13 protein-coding genes are annotated in these 18,703 nt (G+C 46.0%); 6 read left to right on the top strand and 7 right to left on the bottom strand.

Annotated elements, in window-relative coordinates; genetic code table 11:
* The first annotated feature begins 95 nt into the window (after nucleotides 1–95).
* Nucleotides 96–1,928, top strand: coding sequence for a glutamine--fructose-6-phosphate transaminase (isomerizing) (gene glmS / locus R7Z50_RS19100; protein ID WP_033906046.1), 1,833 nt, complete (start codon nucleotides 96–98; stop codon nucleotides 1,926–1,928).
* An 82-nt stretch (nucleotides 1,929–2,010) separates the two neighbouring features.
* On the opposite strand, the gene R7Z50_RS19105 is transcribed toward glmS, so the two are convergent.
* Nucleotides 2,011–3,093, bottom strand: a complete 1,083-nt coding sequence (locus R7Z50_RS19105; RefSeq protein WP_137281688.1) for a glycerol dehydrogenase — start codon at nucleotides 3,091–3,093, stop codon at nucleotides 2,011–2,013.
* A gap of 352 nt (nucleotides 3,094–3,445) precedes the next feature.
* Between R7Z50_RS19105 and dhaK the strand changes: the two genes are divergently transcribed.
* From dhaK to ptsP, 3 genes are read left to right on the top strand one after another with little or no spacing between them, the layout of a single operon-like run.
* Nucleotides 3,446–4,504, top strand: coding sequence for a dihydroxyacetone kinase subunit DhaK (gene dhaK / locus R7Z50_RS19110; RefSeq protein ID WP_318149205.1), 1,059 nt, complete (start codon nucleotides 3,446–3,448; stop codon nucleotides 4,502–4,504).
* Between the two features lie 15 nt (nucleotides 4,505–4,519).
* Entirely contained in the window at nucleotides 4,520–5,155 is a 636-nt protein-coding gene (gene dhaL, locus R7Z50_RS19115) for a dihydroxyacetone kinase subunit DhaL (RefSeq protein WP_318149206.1), read from the top strand.
* 1 nt (nucleotide 5,156) lies between these two features.
* Nucleotides 5,157–7,556: a phosphoenolpyruvate--protein phosphotransferase gene (ptsP, locus tag R7Z50_RS19120; protein WP_318149207.1), complete on the top strand. Its 2,400-nt coding sequence runs from the start codon at nucleotides 5,157–5,159 to the stop codon at nucleotides 7,554–7,556.
* 78 nt (nucleotides 7,557–7,634) lie between these two features.
* On the opposite strand, the gene dhaR is transcribed toward ptsP, so the two are convergent.
* The 5 genes from dhaR to R7Z50_RS19145 form a co-directional block, all read right to left on the bottom strand.
* Nucleotides 7,635–9,560, bottom strand: coding sequence for a dihydroxyacetone kinase operon transcriptional regulator DhaR (gene dhaR / locus R7Z50_RS19125; RefSeq protein WP_213898403.1), 1,926 nt, complete (start codon nucleotides 9,558–9,560; stop codon nucleotides 7,635–7,637).
* A gap of 145 nt (nucleotides 9,561–9,705) precedes the next feature.
* Nucleotides 9,706–10,236 carry an MltR family transcriptional regulator gene (locus tag R7Z50_RS19130; RefSeq protein ID WP_005379708.1) on the bottom strand — a complete coding sequence of 177 codons (531 nt, stop codon included), beginning with the start codon at nucleotides 10,234–10,236 and terminating at the stop codon, nucleotides 9,706–9,708.
* An 86-nt stretch (nucleotides 10,237–10,322) separates the two neighbouring features.
* Nucleotides 10,323–11,471: a mannitol-1-phosphate 5-dehydrogenase gene (locus R7Z50_RS19135; RefSeq protein ID WP_318149208.1), complete on the bottom strand. Its 1,149-nt coding sequence runs from the start codon at nucleotides 11,469–11,471 to the stop codon at nucleotides 10,323–10,325.
* 113 nt (nucleotides 11,472–11,584) lie between these two features.
* Nucleotides 11,585–13,537 carry a PTS mannitol transporter subunit IICBA gene (locus R7Z50_RS19140; RefSeq protein ID WP_038893931.1) on the bottom strand — a complete coding sequence of 651 codons (1,953 nt, stop codon included), beginning with the start codon at nucleotides 13,535–13,537 and terminating at the stop codon, nucleotides 11,585–11,587.
* Nucleotides 13,538–14,128: 591 nt separating this feature from the next.
* Nucleotides 14,129–15,892 carry a lysophospholipid acyltransferase family protein gene (locus tag R7Z50_RS19145; protein ID WP_318149209.1) on the bottom strand — a complete coding sequence of 588 codons (1,764 nt, stop codon included), beginning with the start codon at nucleotides 15,890–15,892 and terminating at the stop codon, nucleotides 14,129–14,131.
* A 233-nt stretch (nucleotides 15,893–16,125) separates the two neighbouring features.
* Between R7Z50_RS19145 and R7Z50_RS19150 the strand changes: the two genes are divergently transcribed.
* On the top strand, nucleotides 16,126–16,845 hold the full coding sequence (locus R7Z50_RS19150; protein WP_005379714.1) for an SIMPL domain-containing protein: 720 nt from the start codon (nucleotides 16,126–16,128) through the stop codon (nucleotides 16,843–16,845).
* A gap of 223 nt (nucleotides 16,846–17,068) precedes the next feature.
* A complete protein-coding gene (locus R7Z50_RS19155) occupies nucleotides 17,069–17,344 on the top strand; it encodes a hypothetical protein (RefSeq protein ID WP_005379716.1) in 276 nt (91 codons plus the stop codon).
* Nucleotides 17,345–17,439: 95 nt separating this feature from the next.
* Here the strand turns inward: R7Z50_RS19155 and R7Z50_RS19160 are convergent, their stop codons facing one another.
* On the bottom strand, nucleotides 17,440–18,243 hold the full coding sequence (locus R7Z50_RS19160; protein ID WP_318149210.1) for a MetQ/NlpA family ABC transporter substrate-binding protein: 804 nt from the start codon (nucleotides 18,241–18,243) through the stop codon (nucleotides 17,440–17,442).
* Between the last annotated feature and the right edge of the window lie 460 nt (nucleotides 18,244–18,703).

Consider the following 18,703-nt stretch of genomic DNA (forward strand, 5'->3'; position numbering starts at 1 on the left):
CATATTTCACTTCCCTCTGGATAAAGGCCTTTGCTTGCTGCCTCTATTTGAAATCATGGCTAGGGAAGAACAAAACTACAAACGGAGATAAACACATGTGTGGAATCGTAGGTGCAGTAGCACAACGAGATGTTGCAGAAATTTTGGTTGAAGGTCTACGCCGCTTAGAGTACCGCGGTTACGACTCTGCTGGCGTTGCGGTTGTTGATGGCGAATCAAACCTAACGCGCGTTCGTCGCTTGGGTAAAGTACAAGAATTGGCTGATGCAGTAGAAGAAGCAAAAGTGATCGGCGGAACTGGCATTGCGCACACTCGTTGGGCGACGCACGGTGAACCTTCTGAAATCAATGCTCACCCACACATGTCTGGTGATATCGCAGTGGTACATAACGGCATCATCGAAAACCATGAAGAGCTGCGTGAGCTGCTTCAATCTCGTGGCTACGTGTTTGAATCGCAAACGGATACAGAAGTTATCGCACACATGGTTGAGTGGGAACTTCGTACTTCAGAAACGCTATTAGAAGCGGTACAAAAAACAGCAAAACAACTTGAAGGCGCATACGGCACGGTAGCGTTGGATCGCAAAGATCCTTCACGCATCGTAGTAGCGCGTTCAGGCAGCCCGATCGTGATCGGTTTTGGTGTGGGTGAAAACTTCCTAGCGTCTGACCAACTTGCATTACTTAACGTTACGCGCCGTTTCATGTACCTAGAAGAAGGGGACGTAGCAGAAATTACTCGCCGTGAAGTCACTGTGTTTGATGCAACGGGTGAGCCAGTTGAGCGTGAAATTGTTGAATCTAACGCAGAGCATGATGCAGGTGATAAAGGTCAATACCGTCACTTCATGCAAAAAGAAATCTATGAGCAACCTAAAGCGTTGATCAACACAATGGAAGGTCGTATCACGGCAGACTCTGTTGTGACAGACGCGATCGGTGTGCACGCGGCAGACATTCTAAGCAAAGTAGAACACGTACAAATCGTGGCGTGTGGTACGTCTTACAACGCAGGTATGACGGCACGTTACTGGTTTGAAGACATTGCAGGCGTTAGCTGTGATGTAGAAATTGCGTCTGAATTCCGTTACCGCAAGTTTGTGACTCGTCCAAACAGCCTATTGATTACGTTGTCTCAGTCTGGTGAAACCGCTGATACCCTAGCAGCTCTTCGCCTAGCAAAAGAGAAAGGTTATATGGCGGCGATGACCATTTGTAACGTAGCAGGCTCTTCTCTGGTTCGTGAATCAGATTTTGCGTTCATGACTCGCGCTGGTGTTGAAATCGGTGTGGCTTCAACCAAAGCGTTCACGACTCAACTTTCTGCACTACTTATGTTGGTAACGGCACTAGGTAAAGAGCAAGGCCGCATCAGCAAAGAGAAAGAAAAAGAGATTGTTGAAGCGCTGCATGCACTTCCTAAGCAAATCAACGCGGCACTTTCTTTCGAGAAAGAAATTGAAGCACTAGCAACGGATTTTGCAGACAAGCACCACACATTGTTCCTAGGCCGTGGCGAGTTCTACCCAATCGCGATGGAAGCGTCTCTAAAACTGAAAGAGATCTCGTACATCCACGCAGAAGCGTACGCGGCGGGTGAACTGAAACACGGTCCTCTGGCCCTAATTGATGCTGACATGCCAGTTGTTGTGGTTGCACCAAGCAACGACCTACTTGAAAAGCTAAAATCAAACGTTGAAGAAGTGCGTGCGCGTGGCGGCCTTCTATACGTATTCGCAGATGCAGACGCAGGCTTCGAAGGCGATGAGACAATGAAGATCATCACAATGCCTCACGTTAGTGAAATCACGGCGGCGATCTACTACACCATCCCTATGCAGTTGCTGTCTTACTACGTAGCACTGATCAAAGGTACGGACGTAGACCAACCACGTAATCTGGCGAAAGCGGTGACGGTTGAGTAATTACGCTTAACAGCAAAAATCCAAGCGGCACATGCGAGAGTATGTGCCGCTTTTTTATTTAAGCCCACTTTAAGGGGGTGAGTTATTGACCCAACTGGTGAGCGGTTAGAATTGCAGAGTAGACATTTTCTGCCGTCACTGGGAATGGCATATTGTGGATGGTTTCTCCCTCGGCCGTTGAGGCTTCGGCGACCTCGCGCAACTTAGCGTGGTTAAGCTCTTTAACGCCCATATCAAATAAGTTGGTTGGTAGACCTACAGAGCGGCAGAATGCAAGAACCGTATTAATCTCTTCCATCGCTGCGTTTTCTAGTACCAGCTGAACTAGTGTGCCGAACGCGACTTTCTCACCATGATAGAGATGATGACACTCTTCAAGCTTAGTTAGGCCGTTATGAATAGCGTGAGCACCCGCTAGACCACTGCTTTCAAAACCGATACCGCTTAGGTATGTATTGGCTTCAATAATGTTTTCTACCGCTTTGGTGCTCACACCATTTTCTACCGCAGCTTTTGCTTTTACACCATCTTCAAGCAAGGTTTCATAGCAAAGTTTCGCAAGCGCTTGTGCTGAACGCGTCGCTAACCCACCAGCCATTGTTGCCTTACCAGAAGTCATGTTGGCACGAGCTTCAAAGTAGGTGGAAAGCGCGTCGCCCATCCCCGATACAAGTAAGCGAACAGGAGCTTTGGCGATGACTGACGTATCCATGATGACCATGTCTGGGTTTTTAGGGATCATCAAATATTCTGCAAATTCACCTTCAGGTGTGTATATCACCGCAAGCGCTGAGGTTGGCGCATCAGTCGAGGCAATCGTAGGAACCACCACGACAGGAATTTTGGTGTAAAACGCAACAGCCTTTGCTGTATCTAACGTTTTACCGCCACCAATACCGACAATGACATCGTGTTTTTGAGTCGCACAAATGTCCGTGATGCGTTCAATCTCAACGCGCGAACATTCGCCACCAAAAATGTTCATAGAGAGTGGAAGCTTTTCGTCAGCAAAACTTTGTTTGACGTCATCACCAACCAGGTTAGTCACGAACTCATCGGCAATTACTAACGGACGTTCACCCAATGTTTTCACATAGTGAGCGATAGATGTAAGTACTTGTTCACCTTGGACGTATTTGCTTGGGCTGATAATAATTTTGTCCATAATTCAAACCTTTAACCTTTTTATGTGTGTTTTGGACTGCAATGAATATCCATTGTAGGAATAAGGTTTATATTAGGTTTGGTGTGGTAAGTGGTGAAGGATATCTCTGGTTTTGTTCCATGCTTTTATGACCTCTGTGTCAAACCGACTGTCAGAAGTAATAAGCATCAGCATGCTTTATGGCGACGATCACTATTTAAGAAAATTTGTCGTTTTTCGTTTCATATTGAAACAATAATACCGAAGTTTTTGTTTCAATATGAAACGGATTGATTTTTGTTGAGCACGCTTTTTCTCTGTTTAAGATGAATTCATACCCTACATAAAAATATAAATGGAATGAGATAGAACGATGAAAAAGTTAATTAACCAAGTTGATGATGTTGTATTGCAGCAAATGGAAGGTCTGGCTTTATCTCGCCCAGAGCTAAAAGCGAACTACGAACCTCGTTACATGTGGCACGAGGAAACACCGGGGCAAGTGGCACTGGTTTCTGGTGGTGGCTGTGGTCATGAACCTTTGCACGCTGGTTTTATTGGTAAAGGCATGCTGACAGGCGCCTGCCCAGGAGAGGTATTTACTTCACCTACGCCTGATCAAATGTACGAATGTGGCAACCAAGTGAATACCGGTGAGGGCGTGCTGTTTATCATTAAAAACTACACCGGTGATGTGTTGAACTTTGAAACGGCCGTGGAGTTGCTTCATACCGATGGCATCAAAGTTGGGTCGGTGTTGGTGGATGACGATGTTGCAGTCAAAGACAGCCTGTATACCGCTGGTCGCCGTGGCGTCGCTGGAACGATATTGGTTGAAAAGTTAGTTGGGGCTGCCGCGAGCAAAGGTTATTCGTTGGAGCAATGTGAAGCACTGGCTCGTCGCGTTAATAACCACTGTCGTTCATTTGGCGTGGCGCTTAATGCTTGTGTTGTACCTGCAGCAGGTAAACCATCTTTTGTTCTGGAAGATGATGAAGTTGAGTTTGGTGTTGGTATCCATGGTGAACCAGGTATCAAGCGAGTGAAATACACCGACGCCGATACGTTAGTGGATGAGATGTTTGCTGAAGTTGCTGAAAACACGCCTTATCAGCGCACATTGCGTATTTGGAATCGTGACGAAGGTGAATGGGATGAAGTGGAATCCAGCATTGAGCCTTTCGCCGCTGAGCACGACTACATCGTGATGGTGAATGGTATGGGTGGTACGCCAACTTCAGAGCTTTACGGAGTGTACCGTCGTCTGGCTCATAACTGCGAGCAAGCAGGGTTCCGTATCGTGCGTAATATGGTTGGCAACTTCTGTACGTCACTCGATATGGAAGGCGTTTCGATTACGTTGCTGAAGGCAGACAAAGAGATGTTGGAGCTGTTTGATGCTCCTGTCGATACGGCCGCGATCAAGTGGTAACAGGGGAGAGCAAACATGCAAATTGAAAAACAACATATCGTTCACTGGCTAGAGTTATGTGCAAAAACGTATCAAGAGAATCAAGATTTTCTGACCGACCTTGATCGTGATATTGGTGACGCCGACCACGGTCTCAATATGAGCCGTGGCTTTAAAAAAGTTGCTGAAAAACTGCCGCAATTTGCGGACCAAAATATCGGCAGCATTCTCAAGAATACGGGCATGACCTTGCTTTCTAGTGTCGGTGGGGCAAGTGGCCCGCTGTATGGCACGCTGTTTATTCGTACGGCTGCCGCTGTCGGAACTCGAGAGCAATTAACGTTTGAAGAGTTAGTGGATGCACTAAAAAGCGGTGTGGATGGCGTGGTGTCTCGTGGTAAAGCGGAACTGGGTGATAAAACCATGTGTGATGTTTGGTTACCCGTTTTAGTTAGCGTGAAGGCGTCGTTAGAAAATGGCATGAGCGCCGATCACTTACTGAATGAAATGGTTGAGCTAGCAGAAACGAGCGCGGTTGCCACGATTGAAATGTTGGCGAAAAAAGGGCGAGCAAGCTATCTTGGGGAACGTAGTATTGGCCACCAAGATCCCGGTGCAACCTCTTCTTTGTTAATGATTAAAGCACTACAGCAGGCAATAGCAGGTAATTAAGATGGTGGGAATTGTAGTTGTATCTCATAGTCGTCGCCTTGCCGAAGGGGTGGCAGAACTTGCCACCCAAATGACGCAAGGCAAAGCCAAGCTTGCGATTGCTGCTGGGATTGATGATCCAGAGAACCCGATCGGAACCGATGCCATTGCCGTGATGGAAGCGATTGAGCAGGTACAAGATCAACAAGGGGTTGTTGTGTTGATGGATCTTGGCAGCGCGTTGCTTAGCACGGAAATGGCTCTGGATCTGATTGATGATCATGTGAGGGAAAATGTCACCCTTATCTCGGCACCTATTGTTGAAGGGACCATGGCGGCGTCGGTGGCTGCTGCTGCCGGGCTACCTTTATCGACGGTAGTCGAAGAGGCACAGAATGCGTTAAGCGTAAAACGAGAGCATCTTGGTGATCAGCCACTAACATCCGCTGAGATAGCGCCAGTATCAGAAAACTTTGAGCAAGAACGGACATTTGATTGGGTAGTGCAAAATCCGCATGGATTACATGCTCGTCCCGCTGCGGCCATTGTTGGTGCACTCGCGCCTTTCGACTGCCAATTATGGTTGAAAAAAGGCGAGCGCCGTGTGAACGCGAAAAGCTTGAACAGCATTGCGAAACTTGGCGTTCGTAGTCAAGAGACGATCACCTTATGCGCACTTGGACCTCAATCCAGTGAAGCAATCAAGGCATTTGAAGCCTTAACTAGTGAGCACTTCGGAGAAAAAGAGGCGGTTGAGCAAGGCATTATCGAACCTGAAGAAAGTTCAGATACTCTGCTCGATGGCATGGCCTCAAATCAGATTGAAGGTGCTGTTGTTGGTATTCGAGTCAATGACGGTATCGCTACTGCTCCTGCTGTCCTTTTTACTCATGAAATGCCAGCAGTGCCTGAACGTGATTTCCAAAGTGAACAAGATGAAATTGAACGGGTTAAGCGTGCGATAGGCGTGGTTTTTCAACACTTGCAGGAGCAAGCGAAGCAGCCGAAAGGGGAAATATTTTCCGCTCATAGCATGATGCTCAGTGACCCAGAATTATGGGCATCGGTCGAGTCGCGAATTCAAACGGGCATGATAGCCGAGCAAGCTTGGGTAGAATCACTGCAAACGTTGGCCGAAGAGTTTCGCCAGGCAGAAAGTCAGTACATGCGGGAACGCGAAGCAGATGTGCATGATATAGCACGCCAAGTTATGGTCGAAATGACAGGCGTAACGCCTAATGCCATCGACATTCAGGAACCGAGTATTTTGTTGGCCCGCGACCTGATGCCTTCTGATGTGGCCGGGCTTGATAAATCGAAAGTGCTTGGTATCTGTTTGAGTGAGGGAGGGAAAACCTCTCACAGTGCGATTCTTGCTCGTGCGATGGGTATTCCTGCCATCGTTAAAGCTCAGGGCTGCCTTGATGCTGTGCGTGCTGGTCAAGTGGTGACTATTGATGGCTTCCGAGGGCATTTATGGTTCTCTCCTTCAGATGCCGTACAGCAGGAATTAGAAGCTCAGCAAATTGAGTGGCAAAACTCCCGACAGAGTGCACTAGCGAGTGCTCAGCAAGTCGCAGTCACCTGTGATGGTGTCCATATTCCAGTATTCGCCAATATTGGTGGACCGAAAGATATTGATGATGCACTAACATCAGGAGCTGAGGGCGTTGGTCTATTCCGGACTGAGTTTCTATTTCAAAACAGTGATGAGTTGCCGACTGAGGAAGCGCAATACCAAGTGTATCGTGATATTGCCGCCGCACTTGGTGATAAGCCACTTACGATTCGTAGTCTAGATGTTGGCGGTGACAAGCCTTTAGCCGCTTATCCTATGCCAGCAGAAGATAATCCATTTTTAGGTTTGAGAGGGGTGCGGTTGTGCCTTCAACATGAGTCATTGTTTACCGCTCAACTTCGAGCCATTCTGAGAGCCTTTCACGAGCAACCGAATATTCAATTGATGATACCGATGGTGGCTCAGGTTGAAGAAGTGAGAAAAGTAAAAGTGCTGTTGGCGCATCAAGCGAACCAACTCGGCTTGGATGTGACTCATTTGCCCGTTGGTATTATGATTGAGGTACCAGCCGCGGTGTTAAATGCTGATGCGTTAGCCCAAGAAGTCGACTTTTTCTCTATTGGCACCAATGATTTGACTCAATATGTTATGGCCGCCGATCGAGGTAACGCCGCTGTTGCTGAATTGGTGAACTACTTTGAACCATCGGTACTAAAAGCCATTGAGCTCACGTGTGCAGCAGGCGATCGCGCGGGTATACCGGTTAGTATGTGTGGTGAGATGGCTGGCGATCCAAATGCCACAGAAACATTGCTTCGCGTGGGGTTGCGAAAATTCAGCGCCAGTGCGAGTCTGCTACCGGGACTAAAAGCGCAGATTCGTCAGTTGTCTGTCGATGTTTAGTCGATATCTTATCGTTAGTATATCTGTACCGGCGTGCTTACGCCGGTTTTACTTTTTGTAGGAACGCCACTTCTTGGCTTAATACAGCTTCATTTGCTCCTGCAGCCCAAACTTATTAATTTTTCTCCATAAGGTAGTGCGGCCAATTTGCAATGCTTTCGCCATATCATGCATTTTGCCATCACACTGATTCCAAGCCTGAACGATAGCTCTTCTCTCGGCTTCTTCTAACGTGATTACTGGCGTATTTTCTGCGGTATGGCAAGAATTCAGTTTAATGTCTTCAGGAATATCGTTCAGCTTGATTAAGTTCGAACTGCGGTTCAGCAAAATTCGCTCAGTTCGGTTTCTTAATTCGGAGTTATTGCCTGACCAACGAAAATTCATCAACGCTTCCAGTGCGACTGGCTCTATCGAGATCGTCACATTGTGGCGGCGTTCGTAATGGCTGATAAGCTGCTGGACGAGAAATTCAATGTCTTCTTTACGCTTTCGTAGTGGTGGAATATGCAGCTCGTTCGAGGAGATTTCATAATAAAGTTGCCGACCAAATGAGCGCTGAGTGACATACTCGCTGATCTCTGAAGCGGTGCTGGTAATAAGTTGAAAATCTACGGGGATCAATCGCAAACTGTCGCTGCGGCTGACGAGCCCAGTTTTTAACAACTTAAGTAGCACGGCTTGTAAATCGGGTGACAGATATTCCACCTTTTCTAAAAAGAGCGTACCGCCATGGGCGAGCTCAAACTTTGAAGGCATGCCTTGCCCTTCGTCATACCCCAGGGTTTCTTTGACCAGTTGCTCTGTATTGATGGAGCGGCAGTTGAGCGTAATGAACGGCCCTTCTTTGTAGGTGCTTTCGTTATGAATCGCCATGGCGAGAGTGGCTTTTCCTACGCCTTCTTCACCTGTAATTAGAATCGGTGATTTGGACTTTATGGCCCGTTTTGCCACGGTAATGACATGCTTCATTTTTCGTGAAATGACGGGCAAAGTGCTGAACGTATAGCGCGCACTGCCACCTATTTGTTGTTGAGCAAGTTCGCGAATTTTATCGATAGGGTGCAAGAACAATAAGTGTGTGCCGTCGTTGAGTGGACGCAAGGTGATGATCGCTTCAACAAACTCGCCACGAACCTCTACCGTTGTGAGTTTACGGTTTATGCTCGCACCTGACTCAATACTAGTAAGGACATTCGGTGGGAAGCGTAAAACAGAAAAGACTTCTTTATCCAAGACCTGACTGGCTTCAATGTTTAACAAACGCTCGGACTGGTGATTTACCATGGTGATGCGATTTTCTTCATCCCACGCTAGAAGGCCGTCATCCATGCACTCTAACGTTGCGTTATGCGCACAAGTGAGGCGGTTCATGTTTTCTTGTTCCGACTGAATGTGGATTTGCAAGCTGACTTCTTTCGCGCTCGACGCGATGATGACTAAGTCTTCTTTCTTATAGCTTTCCGCTTTTCTGAAAAGGCATGTTGTACCGCGTAATTTGCCAAATTGGTCAAAAACAGGCGCCGCTACAGAGGCATAAGAGTGCAAGTGGCGATTGAAATGTTCGGCAGCAAAAACTTCACACGGGATATGAGTGTTGATACAGAGATTGACTGCATTTGTGCCTATCTTTCCTTCGGAGAGAAAACAGCCTTGTTTTATGCCGAGCGTTTGCATCTCTTGTCGCATAGAGTCGTGCCCGACGGTGGAGAGAATACAGCCGTTGCCATCGGTTACCATCAATACCAGGTCTTCGTCACCAAGCATATCGTACGTATCTTCAAGTACGGTCGTGGCGCATTCGATGAGATGTTCGTTGCGCTTCATTAGAGATGAGAAGGTAAATCCAGAGGCAATATGTGGTTTTGACCAGGTGTAAGGGCTGCATTGCTTTATGCAACGCTCCCACGACTCGAGGACGGGAGTGCGGGAAAATTCTGGAGATACCCAGTGGTGTTTCTGGAAAAACTCCCACTTAGTTTTAGTGTCTTCGATTGAAAGCATGCGATACCGTTTCAATACTAGCGATAGATTGGTCTGATGTTACAGAGACATCGGAATATGGACTGTGATGGCTTTCACGCACGTTGTATAGAAGAATGTGCAAAAAGAGGGGCGAGTTGAGGAGGCTTCCTTGCCAGTTTTTCGATTAAAAAGGGCTGTCTTTGCCGAGCTCATTGCAAATCTCGACAATGGCAAGTGAGAGCCCTGACTTAATGATTTGTTGTTGACGTTGCAGTTGTAGCTGATAAAACTCAAGGTCGATGTCGTCATCTGGTTCGCTGACTTCCAGTTGTACCATGCCCATTTTCTTCACCAAGTGCAGTTTCTTAATTGGTTCTAGAATATTCGGGTCAGTGAATTCGTAATCTGAAGCGTCACTATTGAGTTGGTTTTTGAGTTTGATGATGTCTTCGATGTCGTGGTAAATGTCATCGGGGAGCACTCCCAAGCCAAACAATAACTTCAAACGAACAGACAGATCGCCCAGTGGTCCAGAGTCTTGTAGCAGCGGACCGACAACCGATTGAACAGCGAAGTTATCTTTACGAAAGATTCTTTGCACCAACCCGTCGATCGAATCGTTAAAAACGTCGACTGCTGCAATGAAAAAGCCTCGTACCGATGGTGCGCTGTTTAATCGCTCAATGATCTCGGTTTCGTTGATGTTATCTGCCATATACTGAATACATTTCTAATTATTAGCTATCCCAACTCTTCAAGCAGAGAAGGACATAGAAGGGGAGCCGAGCTCCCCTAGGTAAATCAAAGTTGGTTGTAAAGTGTCTCGATTTGAGCCACTTCATCGCTGTCTTCTGCAAGACCTGTGTATGTCGCTAGCGTCTTCTTCACTCCCACTTCTTTTAATGAGTTTTGTAGCTCTACGGCTTGTGGGTCAGTGTCGTTAGTGTACTTCAACGCAGCGGCAATGCCTTTCAAAAGTGTTTGATTTTCAGTGCCATACTCAATTGTACCGAGTAAAGGCTTCACTAATCTATCGTTTGCACCTAATTTACGAATTGGTTGACGACCTACGCGATCAACCTCATCCACTAAGTATGGGTTGGCAAAGCGTCCTAGAATCTTCTCGATGTAAGCATTGTGCATGTCACGGTCGAAACCGTAACGTTTGATCAGCACTTCACCACTCTCTTGCATCGCCTGTTTTACTTCAGCATGAATACTTGGGTCTTCAATCGCTTCACGAATAGTACGATGGCCTTTCAAGCAACCTAGGTAAGCGGTAATGCAGTGACCTGTATTGAGAGTGAACAGCTTGCGTTCTACAAATGCCATTAGGTTGTTGGTTTTTTCCATGCCTGCGATATCAGGGATTTCGCCCTTGAATTGCTGTTCATCCACAATCCATTCGCTAAAGCTTTCTACCGTCACTTCTAGTGGGTCATCGTTCGCCGCTTCTGCTGGTGGCACGATGCGGTCTACCGCTGAATCGACAAAGCCAACCAACTCGTCTGCTTTTGAATGCAATGATTCATCTAAGTGTTTGTACACCTCACCTTTTAGGTGTGTGGTGCCACGAACCATGTTTTCACACGCGATGATGTTCAATGGTTTATCGTTACCTGCTGCAAAGCGTTTAGCAATGCCGGTAGCGATGGTTTTTGCAATGATGTCCAGTACGTTAGGGCCCACTGCTGTTGTTACCAAGTCGGTTTTTACAATGCGGTCGATGACATCTTCACTAGCTGAGTTAACCGCGGTGACGTGAGTTACTGTGTCGATTTGGCACTCAGTACCGACCACTTTTACTTTGTATTCTTGCTTGTGGCTCAGCTGATCGACGAGTGGAGCGTCAACGTCTGCAAATGTCACCTCGATTTCTGCGTCTGCTAATAGTTTACCGATGAAGCCACGACCAATGTTACCTGCGCCAAAATGAACTGCGTTTTTCATAATTCTTACCTACCAATGTCTGAAATGTTGACTAAACGAATTTAGGGTGAGGCCAACCGCATAGGGGGTGACAGCTGACCTCGGTTTGCTCAGGAGCAAATTAAAGGGAGTGATTAAGCCGCTTGCTGGCCGCCAAGGATGTTCAGAATCTCTTCCACATCGTTGGTGCTAGTTAGCTTCTCAATTGCCTCCGGCTCATCGAGCGCGTTTGTAATGGTGGTAATCACCTGGATGTGTTCATCGTTCTTAGCGGCAATGCCGATAACCAGTTTCGCTACATCATCGTCGTCTTCAGTAAATTGGATACCCGATGGGTATTGGCAGATTACAATGCCAGTTTTCTTCACGCGGTCTTTCGCTTCTACCGTACCGTGAGGTACTGCGATAGATTCGCCTAGGTACGTTGAAACCAGCGCTTCACGCTCAAACATCGCGTCTACGTATTCTGGTTCTGCGTAGCCAAGTTCAACCAATTTGTTGCCTGCAAAGCGAATGGCTTCTTCTTTGTTGGCTGCTTTCAAACCTAGGTGAATGTTCTCACGTTGGATTTGGAATACCGATGGTTGTTGTGGCTCAAAGCTGTCGTCGTTCGCCGCCATGACTGACACTTTTACCATCTGGTCGTCATTGGCTGCGGATTGGTTTTGTGCTGCTAGTAGTTTGGTGACTAGCTGGTTGTACATTTCGCTGTCTAGGAAGTTAGTCAATGAAATGTGGTGTGCGTTTGGAGCATGCTTACGTGCACGATCCGTTAAGTCTTTATGAGTAATCACGATATCTGCACTCTCTGGTAAGCTGTTAATGGCAAGGTTGGTTACGTGGATGTTCAGACCTGCGTCCTGAACCTTTTTGCGTAGCATGCTCGCGCCCATTGCACTCGAGCCCATGCCCGCATCACAAGCGACAATGATGCTTTGTACTGTCGCTAGGTCTACGTCACCTTTGCTTTGGCTGTTTACCACCGCATCGTTTTTAGATGCAGATTTCATGTCTTTCATTTGTGATGTTGCTTTCTCTAGGGCTGCTTCATCACCGTCTTCTTCTGTTGACGTTTGTGTCTTCATTAGCAGTGCTGCTACGGCGAATGACACGCCTGTTGCTGCAGCGATAGACGCTAGTACACCAACGATTGAGCCTTTCTGAGTCATCAACAAGATTGCAAAGATGGAACCCGGTGATGCTGGAGAAACGATACCTGCGTTAAAGATAGTGAGAACGAATACGCCAGTCATACCACCTGCGATAGCCGCAAGGATTAGGCGAGGGTTCATTAGGATGTATGGGAAGTAAATCTCGTGGATACCGCCGAAGAAGTGGATGATTGACGCACCACCTGCAGTTTGACGAGCCGTACCTTTACCAAAAACCATGTAAGCCAGCAGGATACCTAGACCAGGACCTGGGTTTGCTTCGATTAGGAAGAAGATCGATTGACCTGTCTCAGACGCTTGTTGGATACCCAGTGGAGAGAAGATACCGTGGTTGATCGCGTTGTTTAGGAACAGGATCTTCGCAGGTTCAACGAAGATTGAAGTTAGTGGTAGTAGGTGAGCAGAAACTAGGAAGTTAACGCCTGCCGCCAAGCCACCAGAAAGAATTTTTACGAATGGACCGATAAAGATGAAAGCAAGGATCGCACATAGCATGCCGATGATGCCCGCAGAGAAGTTGTTAACCAACATCTCGAAGCCACTTTTTACTTTACCATCGATGTAGTTATCGAATTTCTTGATCGCCCAGCCGCCCATTGGGCCGACCATCATTGCACCCATAAACATTGGGATGTCTGTACCGACAATCACACCCATTGTTGTGATTGCACCGACTACCGCACCACGATCGCCACCAACTAATTTACCACCGGTGTAACCGATAAGTAGTGGCAGCAAGTAGGTAATCATTGGGCCAACCATAGAAGCTAACGTTTCGTTTGGTAGCCATCCAGTTGGAATAAATAGAGCAGTGATAAAGCCCCACGCGATAAACGCGCCGATGTTTGGCATTACCATGTTTGACAGAAAACGACCAAAATTTTGTATCTTGATCTTGGCATCTGGTGATATCATAACAATTCCCCGTTCGATGTTCTGATGAATCTTGTTGTAGTAAACGGTTCGCCAAAACCGTTTGTTTGATTGCTTAGTACCCAATCAATTTACCACACATTTTCCAATTGGAACTGACAACGGGTTTTTCGTGATCTACGCCCGCATTTCTTAGGCTGAGAAACGGTTTTTAAGTGACCAAGTTCAACTTATTAACTTGTAACTTAATAACAAAAAGCCACTTTCAAATCTGTCAATAAAAATCTTAGTGATCAATCCGATCTTCTGACAAATTTAAAATCAAAATATTTTGTGACTTTGATCACTTTTGATTTCTTTTGAAATTCGAATTAAATACCAGTAACGATCAATGTCACATTTTGTGTTGGTTTAGTCTGGATATAAAGTGTGATCTGAGTCGTTTTTGGTATTTTGTGAAAGTTTGCGACGGGATTGGTGTGATCAATGTCATTGCGACTCTTCGATAGAATGTATTTATAAGAGTCTTTTCGGCGTGCTTCACGAAGTGCTCTTATCTAATTGATAGAAAAGTAAAAGAGAGTCGCTACACTGCTTTTTATTGACTCACAACTCCCTTCTTACTCACTGCTCTTACTTATGGTTGCTATTAGCATGATAGGTGAGGTATTCATGAGTTTGTTCGCGTCCCATATACCTTGCCAACGTCTTTTCTTGAACATCGCGCAAGTCCACCGTAATTAACCCATCTAGAGCGTTATTGAATGCAGGGTCGACATTGAAGCACACCAGTTTGCCATTGAGGCTTAAGTACTGACGCAGTAAAACGGGGACACCTTTTCCTTCATCGATTCTGGCAATTACGCGTGATAGTAACTGTAAATCTCCCAGAGCAGTAAGCATGCTGGTGTTCCAGTCACGGTGGTGCTCAGGAAGTGGGTTAGAAGGTGTGACGTACTCTGCGCAATTGTTGTCGTAGTGGTGCAGTGTCATTGATTGAGCCAGTAATTGACGTGCAGTATCGCTATAATCGTTGCTAATGCTTACCGGACCAAATAGGTGAGTGTAATCTGGGTTTTGATGAACGAACGTTGCGATGCCTTTCCACAGTAGCAGTAGCGCGCTCATGCTCTTTTGATATTGCTGTGCAATCACAGAGCGCCCCATCTCAATGGATTTACCCATTTGGTCGATAAAGCGTTGGTCATAGTTAAACAACGTTCGTGAATACAGACCTGCTACGCCGCGCTTTTCAATCAGTTGATCAACCAGACCTAAACGATACGCGCCCACCAAGCATTGGTTCTCTCTGTCCCACACAAACAGATGCAGGTAATCATGATCGAAATGGTCAATGTCTATTGCTAGTCCAGTCCCTTCGCCAACTTGTCGGAAATTGAGCTCACGTAGGCGACCAATTTCATGCAGTAGGGAAGGGATACTCTGCGACTCCGTGCAGTAAACATCGAACTCACCACTTGTTAGCAGCTTGGACTCTTTTGGTAAGTTGTTCAGCTCTTCAAGCAATTCGCCTACGGGTAACCCTGCCGCTATTGGAGAGAGCAGTTCTGATGAAGAAGAAGGCTTAACTGATTGGGTTTCACGATTGAGCAAGTAAGTGTTGAGCCGCAAATAGTTCACCACTTGATCATCGTTAAGTGTGTTGATCTCTTTGAATTTAATCGCTTGGCCAAAAGACAAGTTGATGGTTTGTGCATGTTTGTTCAGTAGCTCCCGCCCGAGCATTAGGGTACGCAAAAGTGGATGGATTTTCCCTGCCATATAGAAGCGTTTCGAGTTCTGACCACTGATGAATACTGGAACTGTCGTTGCTTTGTTTTTGCGGATCAGGCTACTTACGCTTCGACTCCACGCTTTGTCTTCCAAGCGTTGCTGTTTGGCATCGACTAACTGGGAAACCTCACCGGCAGGAAAGACAAGCAATAAGCCGCCACTTGCGAGGTGTTTATTAGCCGCTCTGAGGGCCTTCATATTCGATTTGACGGCGTCTCTGCCTTCAAACACATCGACACCAATGAAGAGCTGATCTAACTCTGGTACGGTTTTCAGGTATTGATTGGCTAGAATTTGGATATCGTCTCGTACCATCAACAAGAGTTCGGCCAAGATGACGCCTTCCACACAACCAAGCGGGTGGTTCGCCACAATGACGGTAGCTCCTTGTTTAGGTACTGAGTCGAGTGAACCATGAGCAATGCGATAATCGATACCTAAGATATCCAGCGTGAAGCGGAGAAAAGTTTTGGTATCGGCATTAACGGGGCGTTGGGCGTAGAACTTATCGAGTTGGTTTAAACCGGTTGCCCATTCAGCAACGTTTTCACCAATGCCAAACGGCGTTTTACGAGGGAGACGAAAAGGGGTTGAACTATCCATATTTACCTCAGCGTACAAGTTGCTGATTGGATAGTAGAAATTACAGATGACAGTTAAGAGGCAAAAGTATGAGCCTTTGGTGACAAACCAATGAAGCTTTATTGACTAAAGAAAACGGTATATCACTGTGCTATGAATCAAAACTCGCGTTATGTCTCCCTCTTAAAATAATAGATAGGCTATCTTATCTAGAACAAAGATTAAGCTAAGTTGATATTTATCAGGGGGAAATAATGGAACGAGTTTCCAATAAAGCAGCACTTTGGATTGGGCTAAGTTTGATACTTGGTCTTGGCATCCTTGGCTATTTTATGCAGCAGACGGCGGTGAAATACCGAGCCTATGAAAGAGTCGTGACAGTAAAAGGTTTGTCGGAGCGTGAGTATCCTGCTGATACGGTGATTTGGCCGATTCAATTTACTCTAGCGAGTAATGATATGGGGGCCATGTTTGATGAAATTGACCAGCAAACCCGTTTGATTTTGGACTTTCTAAGTGCCAAAGGGCTTCCTGAAACCAGCGTTTCCCTCTCTTCCCCAGCGGTCATTGACAGAAAAGCACAGCAATATGGGAGCGAGCAAGACATTGAGTATCGTTATTTGGCCTCGCGAACCGTTACGGTTTACAGCCAGAGTGTTGATGTTGTTCGAGCGGCAATCAATGAAATAGGTGAGTTAGGAAAACAAGGCGTTTTGCTTAACCAAGATCCTTATGCAAATCGTGTTGAGTACAGCTTTACTAAGCTGAATGATGTGAAGCCAGACATGATCGAAGAAGCGACTAAGAATGCGCGTGAAGTGGCTGAGAAATTTGCGAAAGACTCACAAAGTTCACTGGGTAAGATCAAACGTGCAACTCAAGGGCAGTTCTCGATTTATGACCGAGACAGCAACACGCCTTACATTAAGAAAGTACGAGTGGTATCGACGGTTCAATATTACTTATCTGATTAAAGTTGCGCTCATATAGTCAATAGTTGGTCGTTCCATCACCTTCTATTTGTAGAGGTATCTATGCTCTGTGATAGGGAAATCAGTCTTCGATGACGCTATATACAAGTACTTTTTTATAAAACTAAGTTCTTAACAGTGATGAGGTGAGTTTGATAATAATCAAGCTCACTTGTTTCTTATGAGCGTAAGTTAGTATGACTTATTGCTAGAAGGAATTAGTATCATGGCATACAAGCACTTTGTTAGAGAACTACTGGGTTTAGCGATTGTTGTCTCTGTCGTCTTTGGCGTATTAGGCGTGATGTTAGAGCTCTTCGCACTGACGGCACTTTGGGAGCATCAGCAAACGATAGCCGATGTTTTCTTCCATGAATCTCTCTACTTCATCGTATTTTTAATCCCACCATACTTCCTCTGGAAGTTGATTAACCGTCCTGAATTGGTTTCTGCTGACCAAGCTTATTTGGCAATGAAGTTAGAGGCTGAAAGTCGACAATGAGTCGATTTAGTGAGTAATGAAAAGAAGAGGCGATGAGAAAACATTAGCCTCTTTTCTATCTGATTCGTGGGGCAAAATATTCGCTGCTTTATTGATTAAAAAGCTGCTTCGATTGTGCCTTTGAAAGTGCGATCGAGGTAATCACGAATCGCTTGAGATTGATAAATAGAAACGAACTTTTTATACGCTTCATTATTTTTGTCTGCGTCACGAGTGGCGATGACCATGACTGCTAATGGGGCGTCTTTTGCTTCAAGATAGATACTTTGTTTCTTCGGATCTAAACCAGAAGACATTACGTAGTTCATTGTAATCGCAGCCGCGTCCACATCATCTAATGTTCTTGGTAGCTGAGCGGCATCTACCTCGACAAATTCAAATGATTTTGCGTTTTTTGTGATATCAGTTAGGGCGGCTTTATGGCCAACACCCTGTTTCAGCTCAATTAAACCTGCATCGGCGAGTAGCAACAGACCACGACCACCGTTGGTAGGGTCATTTGGAAGCGCTATACGTGCATTGTTTGGAAGCTCTTGCGGTGAGCGATACTTATTGGAATAAAGCCCCATACGCATAAGAATGGACTGACCAATTGATACTAATTGGGCGTTATGGCTACTGTTGAAGTTGTCTAAAAATGGCTGGTGCTGATAGCTATTAATATCGATGCTACCATCGCTAAGAGCGGCATTAGGTGTCACGTAGTCAGAAAACTCAATGACTTCGACATTCAAACCTTGCTTCGCAGCCTCCTTCGCTACCGCCTCGACTACTTGTGCATGTGGTCCAACTGTCGCGCCCACTTTAATGACAGAGTCATCTTTTTCTCCACAAGCGCTTAAGCCGACTACTGCCGTGAGAATCAAAGCTAGTTTCTTTAAGTGACCAATACTTTTCATTGTAGCTCCATTTTTGCTTTAGACGTCCATACGTTTATATGTCCATCCTATCAGAAGTTGTCTGAGGGTCAATGGTTTAAATCACGAGCAGACATTTTGTTTCTATTGCTCGTATAGAAAGCCAGATAATAGTTAAAGAAGAGGGGAAGAGGAAAAGCTATTACGAGGTTAGTGACGAGTTACCGCAACTGTACCCAAAGATATAAGATACAAAAAAGGCGTAGTAGGTATTAACCTGCTACGCCTTTCGAAATATGGTGGCCCCTCGCAGACTTGAACTGCGGACCAATCGATTATGAGCGAAGGTCTGACGCAATCTCACCGCACAATCAACATAGAAACCCTGCCCTGAATCACTCCGAAATCCACCAGCAAAATCACATCACCTGATTACGCGCATGATTTTACTGACGTCGACGACGGGAATTGTTGAGTGTGATTAGTACGACGACGCCGACGA

The sequence above is a fragment of the Vibrio sp. 1249-1 genome, from assembly GCF_033340495.1.

Coding starts and splice junctions, on each gene's coding strand:
- glmS (WP_033906046.1), top strand. CDS start 96: ATGTGTGGAATCGTAGGTGCAGTAGCACAACGAGATGTTGCAGAAATT.
- R7Z50_RS19105 (WP_137281688.1), bottom strand. CDS start 3,093: ATGGACAAAATTATTATCAGCCCAAGCAAATACGTCCAAGGTGAACAA.
- dhaK (WP_318149205.1), top strand. CDS start 3,446: ATGAAAAAGTTAATTAACCAAGTTGATGATGTTGTATTGCAGCAAATG.
- dhaL (WP_318149206.1), top strand. CDS start 4,520: ATGCAAATTGAAAAACAACATATCGTTCACTGGCTAGAGTTATGTGCA.
- ptsP (WP_318149207.1), top strand. CDS start 5,157: ATGGTGGGAATTGTAGTTGTATCTCATAGTCGTCGCCTTGCCGAAGGG.
- dhaR (WP_213898403.1), bottom strand. CDS start 9,560: ATGCTTTCAATCGAAGACACTAAAACTAAGTGGGAGTTTTTCCAGAAA.
- R7Z50_RS19130 (WP_005379708.1), bottom strand. CDS start 10,236: ATGGCAGATAACATCAACGAAACCGAGATCATTGAGCGATTAAACAGC.
- R7Z50_RS19135 (WP_318149208.1), bottom strand. CDS start 11,471: ATGAAAAACGCAGTTCATTTTGGCGCAGGTAACATTGGTCGTGGCTTC.
- R7Z50_RS19140 (WP_038893931.1), bottom strand. CDS start 13,537: ATGATATCACCAGATGCCAAGATCAAGATACAAAATTTTGGTCGTTTT.
- R7Z50_RS19145 (WP_318149209.1), bottom strand. CDS start 15,892: ATGGATAGTTCAACCCCTTTTCGTCTCCCTCGTAAAACGCCGTTTGGC.
- R7Z50_RS19150 (WP_005379714.1), top strand. CDS start 16,126: ATGGAACGAGTTTCCAATAAAGCAGCACTTTGGATTGGGCTAAGTTTG.
- R7Z50_RS19155 (WP_005379716.1), top strand. CDS start 17,069: ATGGCATACAAGCACTTTGTTAGAGAACTACTGGGTTTAGCGATTGTT.
- R7Z50_RS19160 (WP_318149210.1), bottom strand. CDS start 18,243: ATGAAAAGTATTGGTCACTTAAAGAAACTAGCTTTGATTCTCACGGCA.